Below are 15,606 nucleotides of genomic sequence, written 5' to 3' on the forward strand. Positions count from 1 at the left end.
CGGTCAGGTTAGGGGATACACACCCCGATGGGACCGAATCCGGGTGTGCACAGACGCGACGGGAGCGCCGGCAGCGGAGGCGGTCCCGGCAGTGGGGGAGGTGCCGGCAATGCGGGCACGGCCGGTAACGGCGGCAGACCCGCTGGCAGTGCCGGCAGGCCGGCCGCCAGCGCCGGCAGCGCCGCAGCCAACGCCGCAGGATCCACGCCTGGCAGCGCCGGGAGGCCCGGCGGTAGACCACCTGCCGCCAGCGCCGGCAGCGCCGCAGCCAGCGTCGCCGGATCCACCCCCGCCAGACCAGCCGGCAGACCAGCGGCCGCCAGCATCGGCAGACCACCTGCCACCAGCGCCGTCAGCTCCGCCGGCGACATCCCCGCCAGACCCGGCAAACTCGTCGGCAGACCGGCCGCGGCCGCCATCGCCATCAGGTCGGTCGGCGACACACCTGGCAGACTCGGAAAACCCACGCCTGGCAGGCCGGCGGCCGCCGCCATCGCGAGCAGACTCGCCGGCGTCACGCCCGGCAGGGCGGGCAGCCCCACAGCCGGCAGAGCGGCCGCCGCCGATTGCGCCCCGGGCAGCAGCAGGGAGGCCACCGTGCTGGCTGTTCCGCGGGCCGTCGGCAGGATGCCGGAAGACTCCAGCGCGTTAACCGCAAGCACGAGATAGGTGACGGCCACCGCGCTCGCGGTCACCACCCCCGCCGCCGTGCCTCCCACACCCAGGACACCGTTCACGACCGCGGCAGCGGTGTTCACCCCGGTGATTGGGTCGGGTACGCCGGGGATGCCGATGCCCGGGATGCCGATGCCCGGGATGCCGATGCCCGGGATGCCGACGCCAGGTACGCTCGGCGCGGCCAGGTTCGGCAGGGCCGGTGGGGGAGGCAGGGCCGGGCCGGCCGCACCGGGAATGTTGGGTAGGCCGGGAACGGCTGGCGGGCCCACCCTGGGCACGGCGGCAGCCGCCGGTACACCCGGCCGCGGAACCAATCCCGGCGCGATCGTGTCGGCGACCGGCTCGAACGGCGCCGGCACCGCGTGCTCCGCTGCGGCCGGCCCCGATGGTGTCGCGGTGTCGGGCATCAGGACCGCAGCCAGCCGATCGCACTGCTGGCCGGCGCTGCAGGTGCCGCCCGCGACCCGCTCCGGGGTGGACAACGTCAACGGTGCCACCGCCAGCGTTCCCCCTATCGCGGCAGCAGCCGCGGTGCCCACGATCGCGAGTCTCATTACAAACCCCTCTCGAACTCGACACGAGATAGACACGCGTCGATGGCCCGAGCTTAGGCGCACCCGGCACACCATGTGGGCGTTATGCCAATTTCCGCCGCCCGCTGGGCTACCGCACTTTGCTGGCTAACCGAGCCGGGGTGGTGCGCGTGGCGGCCGGCAGCCCGACGATGGGAGCGGCTTTGTGCAGGCACTCCGCCCATTCGGCGTCCGGATCGGAGTCGGCGGTGATCCCGCCGCCAACGCCCAGCACGGCGTTGCCTGCGGTATCGAATTCGACGGTGCGGATTGCGACGTTGAGCTCGCATCCGGCGACCGGTGACGCCAAACCGACTGTGCCGCAATATATCCCGCGGCGATATCGCTCCCATTGTGAAATCAATTGGCGAGCCCGCAGTTTAGGTGTGCCGGTGACCGAGGCCGGCGGGAAGGCGGCGTCGAGCAGCGCTGACATCGGTTCCTCGAGCGGAACCCGCGCCGACACCGTGGACACCAGGTGCCACACTCCCGGCGCTGGTCGCACCACCAACAGCTCGGGCACCGTCACGGTACCGGTAACCGCTACCCGGCCGAGGTCGTTGCGGACCAGATCCACGATCATGATGTTCTCGGCCACCTCTTTGGCCGATGCCCGCAGCGCCGACGGCGGGGCGTCCAGCGGCAGCGTGCCCTTGATCGGGCTCGATGTCACCACGGACCCGCGGCGGCGCAGGAATAGCTCCGGGGATAGCGATGCGACGGCTCCCCACGGTCCGGCGACAAAGGCGGACCGGGACGGAGCGGTACGACCGAACCCGTCGATGAAGAAGTCCAGCGGGGATCCGGTGACCGTCCCGGCGAATTGGGTGCACACGCACGCTTGATAGACCTCGCCCGCGCCGATAGCTTCCAGACACGCCAGTACCCCGTCGCGGTGCGCTGCCCGGTCGGCCGGTTCCCAGTCGATCCGGCATGCCGGTGCCGGTCTGGCGACCGATGCCCGAGTGGTCGCCAACGCGCTGGCCAGCCAGTCCGCTATCGGCGCACCGGACAGGCTCTCATACCACCACTGGCCGTCGCGGTCGCGGCGCAGCACGCAATCGGTCCAGCCGCCGGCGGCCTCGGGGATCCGGTGGGGTCGCCCGTCGGCGCCGGCGTCCGGGTAGGACAGGTAGCCGACCCAGCCGCCGCCCACCGCCCCGGTGGCATCGGGCCCGCCGGTGCCCGGCGGGCCCGAGAACACGTCGTCGCCGCTGACCGGTTGTATAGACACACTCGGTGCGATCACCGCCAGCGCACCGAACCATTCGCCGGTCAGCGCCGCCGGTGGTGGCAAGTCGAGTCGACTGGTGGCGCGGCCGACCGCCCGCAGCACCGCAGGCGCTCCGCCAAGATCGCCGAGTCGGTCGATTCGCACCGTTCTAGCTTGACAGAACTGTGGATTTTCGCAGCGCAAGTGGCTGCGTGGGGATTTCGTCCGCGTGCTAAGCTCCCACGCTAAGTTCGATCCGTGACCGGCTCCGGTCTCCGTCCCGGGGGGTGTTGCTGTGCGAGCAGCCAATGCCAATGCCGTTTCTCGCTGACCGCGAGACGTTGACGCTCGGTGTGATCTTGAAGTAGCGATGGTTTTAAGAAGTAGGAAAAGCACGCTCGGCGTTGTCGTGTGCTTAGCGCTGGTGCTCGGTGGGCCGCTCAACGGTTGCAGCAGCAGCGCGAGCCACCGCGGTCCACTGAACGCAATGGGAAGTCCGGCCATACCGTCGACGGCGCAGGAGATACCCAACCCGTTGCGCGGTCAGTACGAAGACCTCATGGAACCGCTGTTTCCGCAGGGGAACCCCGCGCAGCAACGCTATCCGCCTTGGCCCGCGTCCTACGACGCGAGTTTGCGAGTCTCCTGGCGGCAGCTGCAGCCTACGGATCCGCGCACTCTGCCCCCGGATGCTCCGGACGACCGCAAGTACGACTTCAGCGTGATCGACAACGCGTTGACCAGGCTCGCCGACCGCGGCATGCGGCTGACGCTGCGGGTGTACGCCTACAGCTCGTGCTGCAAGGCTTCCTATCCGGACGGCACTAACATCGCGATTCCCGACTGGGAGCGCGCTATCGCCAGCACCAACACCAGTTATCCAGGGCCGGCGACCGATCCCTCGACCGGGGTGGTGCAGGTGGTGCCGAATTTCAACGATTCGACCTATCTTAACGATTTTGCGCAGTTGCTCGCCGCGCTTGGTCGCCGCTACGACGGTGACGAGCGCCTCAGCGTGTTCGAGTTCTCCGGGTACGGGGACTTCAGCGAAAATCACGTCGCATACCTGCGCGACACGCTCGGTGCGCCGGGTCCGGGCCCGGATGAAAGCGTGGCGACCCTGGGCTATTACAGCCAGTTCCGTGATCAGAACATCACCACCGCGTCCATCAAACAGCTAATCGCGGCGAACGTCAGCGCCTTCCCGCATACCCAACTGGTGACCAGTCCCGCTAATCCGGAAATCGTGCGAGAACTGTTCGCCGACGAGGTCACCAACAAGCTTGCCGCGCCGGTGGGTGTCCGCTCGGATTGCCTGGGCGTCGACGCGCCGTTGCCGGCCTGGGCCGAGTCCAGCACTTCGCACTATGTGCAGACCAAAGACCCGGTGGTCGCCGCGCTGCGGCAGCGGCTGGCAACGGCGCCGGTGATCACCGAGTGGTGCGAGTTGCCGACCGGCAGTTCGCCGCGGGCTTACTACGAGAAGGGCCTGCGCGACGTCATCAGGTATCACGTGTCGATGACGTCGAGCGTTAACTTCCCCGACCAGACGGCGACCTCGCCGATGGACCCCGCGTTGTACCTGGTGTGGGCGCAAGCTAACGCCGCCGCAGGCTATCGGTACTCGGTCGAAGCGCAGCCGGGGTCGCAAGCGCTAGCGGGCAAGGTCGCGACGATCTCGGTCACCTGGACCAACTACGGCGCTGCTGCCGCCACCGAAAAGTGGGTGCCCGGCTACCGGCTGGTGGATTCCACCGGACAGGTGGTTCGGACGCTGCCGGCAGCGGTGGACCTGAAGACGCTGGTCTCCGACCAGCGCGGCGATCGCAGCAGCGACCAGCCGACACCGGCGTCGGTCGCCGAGACGGTTCGCGTTGATCTGTCCGGCTTGCCCGCGGGCCACTACACGCTGCGGGCCGCGATCGACTGGCAACAGCACAAACCGAACGGCTCCCATGTGGTGAACTATCCGCCCATGCTGTTGTCCCGCGACGGCCGCGACGATTCCGGGTTTTATCCCGTCGCCACGCTCGACATCCCACGCGACGCGCAGACCGCGGTCAACGCTTCGTAGGTGGCTTTCCCGTCGCTGCGGTCCGCTCACTTGCCTTCGGGTGGTTGCGGCGGCTGGTAGCGGGGAAATACCCCGGTGGGCGGCGGCAGCGCTGTGCCGGGGGTCAGCCGAACACCTACGGCGGCGAACGACCGCTGGTTTGGGGCCTGGCCGAGCAGGTCCAAAATTTTGCCGGCCGACTCCGGCATCACCGGCTGGATCAGCAGTGCCGCGATGCGGACTACCTCGCAGGTGACGTAGAGCGTGGTGCGGAACCGGGCCTGATCGGCTTCGGACTCGCTCTTGCGCAGTACCCACGGCTGCTGCACCGAAAAGTACTTGTTCGCGTCGCCGAGCATCAGCCAGATCGCCTCCAGCGCCAGGTGCATCGCCTGTGCGTCGAAGTGACCGCGCACTCGCTCCAACAAGCCATCGGCGGTCGCAAGCAGCGCGGCGTCGGCGTCGGCGAACTCACCCGGGTTGGGCACCCTGCCGTCAAGGTTTTTGGCCACCATCGACAACGAGCGTTGGGCCAAGTTGCCGAGCTCGTTGGCCAGATCGGTGTTGATCCGAGTGACGATGGCCTCGTCGCTGTAACTGCCGTCCTGGCCGAACGGGACCTCCCGCAACAGGAAGTAGCGGACCTGGTCCACCCCGAGCGCTTCCGCCAGGGCAACCGGGTCGACGATGTTGCCCACCGATTTACTCATCTTCTCGCCGCGGTTGTGCAAGAACCCGTGCGCGAAGATCCTTCGCGGCAACTCGATTCCGGCTGACATCAAAAACGCCGGCCAATAGACGGCATGAAACCTGATGATGTCCTTGCCGATCATGTGCAAATCGGCGGGCCAGTAGCGGCGGAACAACTCCGAGTCGGTATCCGGGAAGCCCGCCCCGGTCAGGTAATTGGTCAGCGCGTCGACCCAGACGTACATGACGTGGTCGGGGTGCTCGGGCACCTGCACACCCCAGTCAAACGAGGTGCGCGAGATCGACAGGTCGTCCAGGCCGCCGGAGACGAAGCTGATCACTTCGTTGCGCCGCGTCTCCGGCGCGATGAAGTCGGGGTTGGCGTGATAGTGGGCCAGCAGCTTGTCGGTATAGGCCGACAGCCGGAAGAAGTAGGTCTGCTCCTCGGTCCAGGTCACCGGCGTGCCGGTCTCTACCGTCAGGCGCGTGCCGTCGACAAGTTGGGTCTCCGATTCGACGAAGAACCGCTCGTCGCGCACCGAGTACCACCCGGAATAGTTGTCCAGATAGATGTCGCCGGCCGCCGACATCCGTCGCCAGAGTTCCTTGGACGCCTCGTGGTGGTCGGCATCGGTAGTGCGGATGAATCGGTCGAAGGAGATGTTCAGCGCCTCCTGCATGCGCTGAAACACGTCGGAATTGCGCCGGGCAAGCGCCGCGGTGGGCACGCCCGCTGCCGCGGCGGCTTGTGCGACCTTCAGGCCATGCTCGTCGGTCCCGGTCAGGAAGCGCACGTCATAGCCATCCAGCCGTTTGAACCGGGCGATCGCGTCGGTGGCGATGTATTCGTAGGCGTGACCTACGTGGGGTGCAGCGTTGGGATATGCGATCGCGGTGGTGACGTAATAGGGCTTCATTTCGACACCACCCTATTGTGTGCGGGTGAGCTCCGACCGCCCAGCCAGACGAGATCCACCGCCCGCTCCGGAACCCCTGGCGCCGTTGGTCGACGCCCACACCCATCTCGACGCGTGCGGTGCACGAGACGCCGATACGGTGCGGTCGCTCGTCGAGCGAGCCGCCGCGGCCGGCGTGACCGCGGTGGTCACCGTCGCCGACGACCTGGAGTCCGCGCGCTGGGTCACCCGCGCGGCCGAATGGGATCGGCGAGTCTATGCCGCGGTGGCGTTGCACCCGACCCGCGCCGATGCGCTCACCGACGCTGCCCGTGCCGAGCTCGAGCGATTGGTTGCCCACCCCAGGGTGGTGGCCGTCGGTGAGACCGGAATCGACATGTACTGGCCGGGTCGCCTGGACGGGTGTGCGGAGCCGCACGTCCAGCGGGAGGCCTTTGCCTGGCATATCGATCTGGCCAAGCGGACCGGTAAACCGCTGATGATCCACAATCGTCAGGCCGACCGCGACGTGCTGGACGTGCTGCGGGCCGAGGGCGCGCCGGACACCGTGATCTTGCACTGCTTCTCGTCGGACGCGGCGATGGCCCGCACGTGTGTGGACGCCGGGTGGCTGCTCAGCCTGTCCGGGACGGTGAGCTTCCGTAACGCCCGTGAACTACGGGAAGCCGTCCCGCTGATGCCGGTGGAGCAGCTTTTGGTGGAAACCGATGCACCGTATTTGACCCCGCATCCCCACCGGGGCTTGGCGAACGAACCGTACTGCCTGCCCTATACCGTGCGGGCGCTGGCTGAACTGGTCAATCGGCGCCCCGAAGAGGTGGCGCTCATCACCACAAGCAACGCTCGCCGAGCTTATGGGCTAGGGTGGATGCGCCAATGAGCGCGCCGAGCGGCCCATAACACCCGCGCGCCGGAGTTGCTCAACATTGGCCGGTTCGTTACCGTCTTGTGATCGAACGGGTGGGGCCTCTAGGTTTCGGAGGGCCCATTTTGCTTTTTGTTCGCTGTGTAGGTGGTTGAGTGTTGCCGAGGTCGGGGATATAGCGCGTTGACTCTACTTACCAAACTTCATCAGACCCAATCACCGATGTTGCGCCTGGTAGTCGGTGCGCTGCTGCTGGTGTTGGCGTTCGCCGGTGGCTATGCGGTCGCCGCATGCAAAACGGTGACGTTGACCGTCGACGGAACCGCGATGCGGGTGACCACGATGAAATCGCGGGTGATCGACATCGTCGAAGAGAACGGGTTCTCAGTCGACGACCGCGACGACCTGTATCCCGCGGCCGGCGTGCAGGTCCATGACGCCGACACCATCGTGCTGCGGCGTAGCCGTCCGCTGCAGATCTCGCTGGATGGTCACGACGCTAAGCAGGTGTGGACGACCGCGTCGACGGTGGACGAGGCGCTGGCCCAACTCGCGATGACCGACACGGCGCCGGCCGCGGCTTCTCGCGCCAGCCGCGTCCCGCTGTCCGGGATGGCGCTACCGGTCGTCAGCGCCAAGACGGTGCAGCTCAACGACGGCGGGTTGGTGCGCACGGTGCACTTGCCGGCCCCCAATGTCGCGGGGCTGCTGAGTGCGGCCGGCGTGCCGCTGTTGCAAAGCGACCACGTGGTGCCCGCCGCGACGGCCCCGATCGTCGAAGGCATGCAGATCCAGGTGACCCGCAATCGGATCAAGAAGGTCACCGAGCGGCTGCCGCTGCCGCCGAACGCGCGTCGTGTCGAGGACCCGGAGATGAACATGAGCCGGGAGGTCGTCGAAGACCCGGGGGTTCCGGGGACCCAGGATGTGACGTTCGCGGTAGCTGAGGTCAACGGCGTCGAGACCGGCCGTTTGCCCGTCGCCAACGTCGTGGTGACCCCGGCCCACGAAGCCGTGGTGCGGGTGGGCACCAAGCCCGGTACCGAGGTGCCCCCGGTGATCGACGGAAGCATCTGGGACGCGATCGCCGGCTGTGAGGCCGGTGGCAACTGGGCGATCAACACCGGCAACGGGTATTACGGTGGTGTGCAGTTTGACCAGGGCACCTGGGAGGCCAACGGCGGGCTGCGGTATGCACCCCGCGCTGACCTCGCCACCCGCGAAGAGCAGATCGCCGTTGCCGAGGTGACCCGACTGCGTCAAGGTTGGGGCGCCTGGCCGGTATGTGCTGCACGAGCGGGTGCGCGCTGACCATCCGGCTGCTCGGGCGCACTGAGATCAGGCGGCTGGCCAAAGAGCTCGACTTTCGGCCGCGCAAATCTCTCGGACAGAACTTCGTGCACGACGCCAACACGGTGCGACGGGTGGTTGCCGCCTCCGGGGTCAGCCGTTCCGACCTGGTTTTGGAGGTCGGGCCGGGCCTGGGATCGCTGACCCTGGCACTGCTCGACCGCGGCGCGACCGTCACCGCGGTCGAGATCGATCCACTACTGGCTTCTCGGCTGCAACAGACCGTGGCGGAGCACTCGCACAGCGAGGTTCACCGACTAACGGTGGTCAATCGCGACGTCCTGGCCCTGCGCCGGGAGGATCTAGCCGCGGCGCCGACCGCGGTGGTTGCCAATCTGCCGTACAACGTAGCGGTACCGGCGTTGTTGCATCTGCTTGTCGAGTTCCCGTCGATCCGTGTCGTGACGGTGATGGTGCAGGCCGAGGTCGCCGAACGGCTCGCCGCCGAGCCGGGCAGCAAAGAGTACGGCGTGCCCAGCGTTAAGCTGCGCTTCTTCGGGCGGGTTCGCCGCTGCGGCATGGTGTCGCCGACCGTTTTCTGGCCCATTCCGCGTGTCTATTCCGGGCTGGTACGCATCGATCGATATGAGACCTCGCCCTGGCCCACCGACGACGCTTTTCGACGGCGGGTATTCGAACTCGTGGACATCGCATTCGCGCAGCGGCGCAAGACTTCTCGCAACGCGTTTGTGCAGTGGGCGGGCTCGGGAAGCGAGTCGGCGAATCGATTGTTGGCGGCCAGCATCGACCCCGCCCGTCGCGGTGAGACGCTGTCCATCGACGACTTCGTGCGGCTGCTGCGACGGTCCGGCGGCTCCGACGAGGCCACCAGCACCGGCCGGGACGCCAGGGCGCCGGACATTTCGGGGCACGCGTCGGCGAGCTGACGGGGCGCCGCCGCGTGTGGTCGGCGCGTCACAGCGATAGTCTGCTGCGGTGTCCGCATCTGACGGCAACACCGCTGAATTGTGGGTGCCCACCGGGTCGGTCACCGTTCGGGTGCCCGGAAAGGTCAACCTCTATCTGGCGGTCGGCGATCGCCGCGAGGACGGCTATCACGAGCTGACCACGGTATTTCATGCCGTCTCGCTGGTCGACGAGGTAACCGTTCGTAACGCTGATGTGCTCTCGCTCGAGTTGGTCGGCGAGGGGGCCGACCAGCTGCCGACCGACGAACGCAATCTCGCCTGGCAGGCGGCCGAGCTGATGGCCGAACACGTGGGCCGGGCGCCGGACGTCTCGATCATGATCGACAAATCCATTCCGGTCGCCGGCGGCATGGCCGGTGGCAGCGCGGACGCTGCGGCGGTCCTGGTTGCGATGAACTCGTTGTGGGAACTCAATGTGCCCCGCCGCGACCTGCGCATGCTCGCCGCGCGGCTAGGCAGCGATGTGCCGTTTGCCCTGCATGGTGGTACCGCGCTGGGGACGGGTCGCGGCGAGGAGTTGGCCACCGTGTTATCCCGCAACACCTTCCACTGGGTCCTGGCGTTCGCCGACAGCGGGTTGCTCACCTCCGCGGTGTACAACGAGCTCGACCGGCTCAGGGAGGTGGGGGATCCGCCCCGGCTTGGTGAGCCCGGGCCGGTTCTGGCTGCCTTAGCTGCGGGTGATCCGGATCAGCTGGCGCCGTTGCTGGGTAATGAAATGCAAGCGGCCGCGGTGAGCCTGGACCCGGCGCTGGCTCGTGCGTTACGCGCCGGTGTGGAGGCCGGCGCGCTCGCAGGCATCGTGTCCGGTTCGGGTCCCACGTGTGCCTTCCTGTGCACCTCGGCGAGCTCGGCGATCGATGTCGGCGCGCAGCTGTCGGGGGCGGGAGTTTGTCGCACCGTTCGAGTCGCCACCGGGCCGGTACCCGGCGCCCGCGTGGTGTCTGCGCCGACCGAAGTGTGACCGAATTCTTGGGAGCATGCCTCGGGCGGCCAGGGGTATCCGCGCGTGCCGAGGCCGGTGGGTCGATCGGCTGGCGCACCAGCATGCCAGCGGTAGGGCCGCAGGCATCCGCCCTCGCGGAGGTCGGTGGCGCGCATCAAAGCCAGGCGCAAAAGCCATACCATGATGCGACAGAGCCGCTCGGCGAGAACCTCCGCTACCGGCCAGCTCACGGCGATAGCTGCATCAACGGCCATCGAGACAACCCGTCGGCACGGGAATCCTCGCAGTTCACCGCGGGGAGTACGGCAAAGGCTGTGACCAAGCTGTGACATCGCCCTCAAACCTCGGCAGAGTTTGGCAGCTACTTAAGAGTTGCTTAAGATAATCCGCGGTGTTGGGTCGTGGGCTCATCACCGAACCGAGACCCAACCGCTCCCCAACTGTGTGCGCGCGCCTGTCGCGATGTGGCATCCGGTAGGCGGACCATGAAAACCCGGACCTTGGGGACAGCACCGGAACCGAGGAGGTTGCCTTGAGCAGGTTCACCGAGAAGATGTTCCACAATGCCCGCACCGCGACGACGGGCATGGTCACAGGTGAACCGCACATGCCCGTCCGCCACACCTGGGGCGAGGTCCATGAGCGTGCTCGTTGCATCGCGGGCGGCCTGGCCGCCGCGGGTGTCGGTCTTGGTGACGTTGTTGGGGTGCTGGCCGGCTTCCCGGTGGAGATCGCCCCCACGGCGCAGGCCCTGTGGATGCGCGGGGCCAGCCTGACCATGCTGCACCAGCCCACACCGCGCACCGACTTGGCCGTGTGGGCCGAGGACACCATGACCGTCATCGGCATGATCGAGGCCAAGGCCGTGATCGTCTCCGAGCCCTTCCTCGTGGCCATTCCCATCCTTGAGCAGAAAGGCATGCAGGTCCTTACCGTCGCTGACCTTTTGGCGTCGGATCCGATCGGCCCCATCGAGGTCGGCGAGGACGACCTGGCGTTGATGCAGCTGACGTCCGGATCTACCGGCTCCCCTAAAGCCGTCCAGATCACCCACCGCAACATCTACTCCAACGCCGAGGCAATGTTCGTCGGCGCCCAGTATGACGTCGACAAGGACGTCATGGTCAGCTGGTTGCCCTGCTTCCATGACATGGGCATGGTGGGCTTCTTGACTATCCCGATGTTCTTCGGTGCGGAGCTGGTCAAGGTCACGCCAATGGACTTCCTGCGCGACACGCTGCTGTGGGCGAAGCTCATCGACAAGTACCAGGGCACCATGACCGCGGCGCCCAACTTCGCCTACGCGCTGCTCGCCAAGCGGTTGCGGCGCCAGGCCAAGCCCGGCGACTTCGATCTGTCGACCCTACGCTTCGCGCTGTCCGGCGCCGAGCCCGTCGAACCCGCCGACGTCGAGGACCTGCTCGACGCGGGCAAGCCGTTCGGCCTGAGGCCCTCAGCGATCCTGCCGGCCTACGGCATGGCCGAGACCACGCTGGCGGTGTCCTTCTCGGAGTGCAACGCCGGCCTCGTCGTGGACGAGGTTGACGCCGACCTGCTGGCGGCTCTGCGCCGGGCCGTTCCCGCCACCAAAGGCAATACCCGCAGGCTGGCCACGCTAGGTCCGCTGCTGCAGGACCTAGAGGCCCGCATCATCGACGAACAGGGCGATGTCATGCCCGCCCGCGGCGTGGGTGTCATCGAGCTGCGCGGCGAGTCGCTAACTCCCGGCTACCTGACTATGGGTGGCTTCATCCCGGCCCAAGACGAGCATGGCTGGTACGACACGGGCGACCTCGGCTACCTCACCGAGGAGGGCCACGTGGTGGTATGTGGCCGCGTCAAGGATGTCATCATCATGGCCGGGCGCAATATTTACCCGACCGACATCGAGCGGGCGGCCGGCCGCGTCGACGGCGTTCGTCCGGGTTGCGCGGTGGCCGTGCGTCTCGATGCCGGACATTCGCGCGAATCCTTTGCCGTCGCGGTCGAGTCGAACGCCTTCGAGGATCCCGCCGAGGTTCGTCGCATCGAGCATCAAGTGGCCCACGAGGTGGTTGCCGAGGTCGACGTGCGGCCTCGCAACGTCGTGGTTCTTGGACCCGGGACCATTCCGAAGACGCCGTCGGGCAAGCTGCGTCGGGCCAACTCCGTCACCCTGGTCACCTAAGGCCGCCGAGCAGACGCAAAATCCCCTCGACACGCCGGTTGCGAGGGGATTTTGCGTCTGCTCACGCGGGTCGTTACCAGGCGTGGACGCGGTTTTGTGCGGGCTCCATGCCCTGTTCGATAAGCAGCTCGGTGGCATCGGCGGCCTGCTCGCAGATCGTGGGGACCTCGGCGCGCTCGGCCGGGGTAAAGTTCTCCAACACAAACGCCGCCGGGTCCTTGCGGCCGGGCGGGCGGCCGATCCCGATACGCACCCGCTGAAAGTCTTTGGTACCCAGCGCGGCCACCACCGAGCGCAACCCGTTGTGGCCGCCTTCGCCGCCGCCGATCTTGAGCCGGATGCGGCCGAACTCGAGGTCAAGGTCGTCGTGGATGACGATGATGTTGGCCGGCGCCACCGAGTAGAACTTCGCCAGCGGCCCTATCTGGCGGCCGGACTCGTTCATGTAGCAGCGCGGCTTGGCCAAAACCAGGGAGCGCCCGGCTGATCTACCAGTGGCGACTTCGGCGCCGGAACGCTTGTGTGCCTTGAACTTCGCGCCTAGTCGCGCGGCGAGCAGATCGGCGACCACGAACCCGAGGTTGTGCCGGGTACGGGCGTAATTGGCTCCAGGGTTGCCGAGGCCGACCACGAGCAACGGCTCGGCCATGTCGCAAGCCGTCTACTCGGACTCGCCAGCGGCCTCGGCTTCGCCGGCTTCTACCGCGGCTTCCTCGGCTTCCTCGGCTCCTGCGACTTCGCCCTCCAGCTCCTCGGCGGTTGGCGCCTTCACCACGTTGACCACCAACAGATCAGGGTCAGAAATCAGGCTGACACCGGCCGGCAGCGCGATCTGCCCGGCGGTGAGCTGGGTGCCTGGTTCGGCACCTTCGATGGACACGGTCAACTGCTCGGGAATCGACAGCGCCTCGGCCTCGATCTCGATGCTGTTGGTCTCTTGGGTGACCAGGGTGTCGGGTCCGGCCTGGCCCTCGACGACCACGCTGACTTCGACGACGACCTTCTCGCCACGGCGCACGACCAGTAGGTCGGCATGCTGGATGGTGCGGCGGATCGGATGGATATGAAGTGCCTTGGTCAGTGCCAGCTGTTCCTTACCGGCGATGTCGAGGGTCAACACCGCGTTGGTGCCGGAATGCCGCAGTACGGCCGCATAGTCGTGTCCGGGCAGCTCCAGGTGCTGTGGCTCGGCGCCGTGGCCATACAGCACAGCGGGTATCTTGCCGGCGCGCCGGGCCCGCCGGGACGCGCCCTTGCCGGTCTCGGTACGCACCGTGACGCGCAGCTGGTTGCTTGCGGATTTGGCCATATGTCGCTCCTGGGTGGCTCGGTTACCTCGTTTGGGGGCACGGCCAGGGTCGCGACAGCTTGTCGGCCTCCGTCGATAACGGTGTTCTGCCGGCCTGCTGTAGACCGCCGACCACCCTCGCCGTGACGCCCGGCTAGGCTAACCCATGGCTACTGCATTGGGGAAATTCGATCCTTGTGAGCTGCTCGGATAGCTGTGCCCCAACCGTGCGGACAATTACTTTGCCGCGACGACGAATCCGGCGATGATCGCCTCGATGTCGGAAGCGTGCTTGACGGCCTCGTTGGCCAGACTCGTGATGGTGAGCTGCACCAGGTAGCGCTGCTTGGCCGGCGGTGCGCCGGTTGGGAAGACGATCCGGTTCCAGGTGTGCAGTCGCCTGCCGTGCAGGTCATAACTGCCCTGAATCATCGAGGACGGAAACCCGTTGAAGTCTGCCGTCGAGGAGTCCAATTCGGTGAAGTTCGTCGACAGCCGGGCATCGGCAGTGCCATGCTTGAGCGCTTCGGCGATATCGAAGTCCCGGTGCAGCTTGAACACCATGAGCATGGCCGTTGGATAGCTTTCGCCCTTGGCGATCATCTCCGTGTTCGGGGTGATGTTCGGATTTTTCATCGGTGCCCAGCCCGGTGGTGTCGGAATCGACACGGTCAGGTCGGTCAGGCTGCTCGGTGCCACCGGCTCTCCGGTGACGCCGACGCTTTCCAGATACTTCCACAGCGGGACCGGCACTTCCGTCGTGGTCGAGACGGCGCTGGTGGTTGGGCTCGTGGACAAAATCGACTGGAAGTCAGGCGATTTCGGTCCGCAAGCGACCGCTGACATTGCCAGCGTGGCTACCGCGACCGCGACCGCCAAGGGTCTCACAGAATCTTGCGGACAGCGTCGACCGGCCAAGCCCGCCGGATGCCCTCAAGGATGACGGCTGCCATCTATGCGTCCCCGTCGAAAAGTCCTGTTACTGAGCCGTTTTCGAAGACCGCCCGGATTGTGCTGGCCAGCAGCGGCGCGATGGACAAAACGGTGAGCTGGGGGAAGCGCTTGTCTTCGCCGATCGGGAGCGTGTTCGTGACGATCACTTCGCGGGCGCCGCAGGAGGCCAGCCGCTGCGCAGCGGGGTCGGAGAGCACGCCGTGGGTTGCCGCGATGATCACGTCACCGGCGCCGTCGTTGTGCAGCAATGCCACCGCGCCGGCGATGGTGCCGCCGGTGTCGATCATGTCGTCAATCAGGACACAGGTGCGCCCGGCCACGTCGCCGACGACGCGGTTGGACACCACTTGGTTGGGTACCCGCGGATCACGGGTCTTGTGGATGAAGGCGAGGGGAACACCACCTAATGCGTCGGCCCACTTCTCGGCGATGCGTACCCGGCCGGAGTCAGGGGAGACGACCACCATGTTGCCGTCCGGGTAGTTGTCTCTGATGTAACCGGTCAGCAGGTTCTGACCGCGCATATGATCGACCGGCCCGTCGAAGAAACCCTGGATCTGGTCGGTGTGCAGGTCGACCGTCACGATCCGGTCGGCGCCCGCGGTCTTGAGCAGGTCGGCGATCAGTCGCGCGGAGATCGGTTCGCGGCCACGGTGTTTCTTGTCTTGCCGGGCATACGGATAGAACGGCATGACGGCGGTGATCCGTTTGGCGCTGCCCCGTTTGAGCGCGTCGATCATGATCAGCTGTTCCATCAGCCACCTGTTCACCGGTGCCGGGCAGGATTGCAGGACGAAGGCGTCGCAACCGCGTACCGATTCGTGGAAGCGCACGAAGATCTCGCCGTTGGCGAACTCCCGCGCGTCCTGAGAGGTGACGTGGACGTCGAGCTCTTTGGCTACCTGCTCGGCCAGCTCCGGATGGGCGCGGCCGGCAAAGAGCATCAGGTTTTTGCGATTATCGGTCCAGTCGTGGCTCAACGCG

Annotated in this window: 13 protein-coding genes and 1 pseudogene; 7 read left to right on the forward strand and 7 right to left on the reverse strand. The window is 66.8% G+C overall.

Annotated elements, in window-relative coordinates; translation table 11 throughout:
• Positions 1 to 8: 8 nt before the first annotated feature.
• Positions 9 to 1,268, reverse strand: coding sequence for a hypothetical protein (locus tag FF952_RS05360; protein ID WP_003910253.1), 1,260 nt, complete (start codon positions 1,266 to 1,268; stop codon positions 9 to 11).
• Between the two features lie 73 nt (positions 1,269 to 1,341).
• Positions 1,342 to 2,628, reverse strand: a complete 1,287-nt coding sequence (locus tag FF952_RS05365) for an aminodeoxychorismate synthase component I (RefSeq protein ID WP_003405178.1) — start codon at positions 2,626 to 2,628, stop codon at positions 1,342 to 1,344.
• Between the two features lie 205 nt (positions 2,629 to 2,833).
• Here FF952_RS05365 and FF952_RS05370 point away from each other — a divergent pair, with 205 nt between their 5' ends.
• Positions 2,834 to 4,537, forward strand: a complete 1,704-nt coding sequence (locus tag FF952_RS05370; RefSeq protein ID WP_003405180.1) for a hypothetical protein — start codon at positions 2,834 to 2,836, stop codon at positions 4,535 to 4,537.
• Positions 4,538 to 4,563: 26 nt separating this feature from the next.
• Here FF952_RS05370 and metG read toward each other — a convergent pair whose 3' ends face one another.
• Positions 4,564 to 6,123 (reverse strand): methionine--tRNA ligase, encoded by a 1,560-nt coding sequence (metG, locus tag FF952_RS05375; protein WP_003405183.1) that lies wholly within the window; start codon positions 6,121 to 6,123, stop codon positions 4,564 to 4,566.
• A 19-nt stretch (positions 6,124 to 6,142) separates the two neighbouring features.
• On the opposite strand from metG, the gene FF952_RS05380 reads away from it, so the two are divergent.
• From FF952_RS05380 to FF952_RS05405, 6 genes and pseudogenes are all read left to right on the forward strand, one after another.
• The gene (locus FF952_RS05380) at positions 6,143 to 7,003 is read left to right on the forward strand and encodes a TatD family hydrolase (protein ID WP_003898688.1); all 861 of its coding nucleotides are present in this window, start codon (positions 6,143 to 6,145) and stop codon (positions 7,001 to 7,003) included.
• A gap of 168 nt (positions 7,004 to 7,171) precedes the next feature.
• A complete protein-coding gene (gene rpfB, locus FF952_RS05385) occupies positions 7,172 to 8,299 on the forward strand; it encodes a resuscitation-promoting factor protein RpfB (RefSeq protein ID WP_023637366.1) in 1,128 nt (375 codons plus the stop codon).
• Positions 8,272 to 9,225, forward strand: a complete 954-nt coding sequence (gene rsmA, locus FF952_RS05390) for a 16S rRNA (adenine(1518)-N(6)/adenine(1519)-N(6))-dimethyltransferase RsmA (protein WP_003405191.1) — start codon at positions 8,272 to 8,274, stop codon at positions 9,223 to 9,225. The genes rpfB and rsmA overlap by 28 nt, the downstream gene beginning before the upstream one ends.
• A gap of 49 nt (positions 9,226 to 9,274) precedes the next feature.
• On the forward strand, positions 9,275 to 10,231 hold the full coding sequence (locus FF952_RS05395; RefSeq protein WP_003898690.1) for a 4-(cytidine 5'-diphospho)-2-C-methyl-D-erythritol kinase: 957 nt from the start codon (positions 9,275 to 9,277) through the stop codon (positions 10,229 to 10,231).
• A 16-nt stretch (positions 10,232 to 10,247) separates the two neighbouring features.
• A pseudogene (locus FF952_RS05400) lies at positions 10,248 to 10,542 on the forward strand (hypothetical protein).
• A 203-nt stretch (positions 10,543 to 10,745) separates the two neighbouring features.
• Positions 10,746 to 12,380, forward strand: a complete 1,635-nt coding sequence (locus tag FF952_RS05405; protein WP_003405202.1) for a fatty acyl-AMP ligase — start codon at positions 10,746 to 10,748, stop codon at positions 12,378 to 12,380.
• Positions 12,381 to 12,453: 73 nt separating this feature from the next.
• On the opposite strand, the gene pth is transcribed toward FF952_RS05405, so the two are convergent.
• The 4 genes from pth to FF952_RS05425 all read right to left on the reverse strand — a co-directional run bounded on the left by pth (position 12,454) and on the right by FF952_RS05425 (position 15,602).
• Positions 12,454 to 13,029, reverse strand: a complete 576-nt coding sequence (pth, locus tag FF952_RS05410; RefSeq protein WP_003405251.1) for an aminoacyl-tRNA hydrolase — start codon at positions 13,027 to 13,029, stop codon at positions 12,454 to 12,456.
• A gap of 12 nt (positions 13,030 to 13,041) precedes the next feature.
• Complete coding sequence (locus tag FF952_RS05415; RefSeq protein ID WP_003405254.1) at positions 13,042 to 13,689, reverse strand: 50S ribosomal protein L25/general stress protein Ctc; 648 nt, start codon at positions 13,687 to 13,689, stop codon at positions 13,042 to 13,044.
• A gap of 216 nt (positions 13,690 to 13,905) precedes the next feature.
• Positions 13,906 to 14,514 (reverse strand): LpqN/LpqT family lipoprotein, encoded by a 609-nt coding sequence (locus FF952_RS05420; protein WP_042507738.1) that lies wholly within the window; start codon positions 14,512 to 14,514, stop codon positions 13,906 to 13,908.
• A 107-nt stretch (positions 14,515 to 14,621) separates the two neighbouring features.
• Positions 14,622 to 15,602 carry a ribose-phosphate diphosphokinase gene (locus tag FF952_RS05425; RefSeq protein ID WP_003405263.1) on the reverse strand — a complete coding sequence of 327 codons (981 nt, stop codon included), beginning with the start codon at positions 15,600 to 15,602 and terminating at the stop codon, positions 14,622 to 14,624.
• Positions 15,603 to 15,606: the final 4 nt, after the last annotated feature.

This window comes from Mycobacterium tuberculosis complex sp. N0072 (assembly GCF_030323725.1).
GTDB lineage: Bacteria > Actinomycetota > Actinomycetes > Mycobacteriales > Mycobacteriaceae > Mycobacterium > Mycobacterium tuberculosis.

What these genes read in the sequence shown, in the direction of transcription:
- FF952_RS05415 (WP_003405254.1), bottom strand. Translation starts at nt 13,689, where the DNA reads ATGGCCAAATCCGCAAGCAACCAGCTGCGCGTCACGGTGCGTACCGAG.
- FF952_RS05420 (WP_042507738.1), bottom strand. Translation starts at nt 14,514, where the DNA reads ATGTCAGCGGTCGCTTGCGGACCGAAATCGCCTGACTTCCAGTCGATT.
- metG (WP_003405183.1), bottom strand. Translation starts at nt 6,123, where the DNA reads ATGAAGCCCTATTACGTCACCACCGCGATCGCATATCCCAACGCTGCA.
- pth (WP_003405251.1), bottom strand. Translation starts at nt 13,029, where the DNA reads ATGGCCGAGCCGTTGCTCGTGGTCGGCCTCGGCAACCCTGGAGCCAAT.
- rsmA (WP_003405191.1), top strand. Translation starts at nt 8,272, where the DNA reads ATGTGCTGCACGAGCGGGTGCGCGCTGACCATCCGGCTGCTCGGGCGC.
- FF952_RS05370 (WP_003405180.1), top strand. Translation starts at nt 2,834, where the DNA reads ATGGTTTTAAGAAGTAGGAAAAGCACGCTCGGCGTTGTCGTGTGCTTA.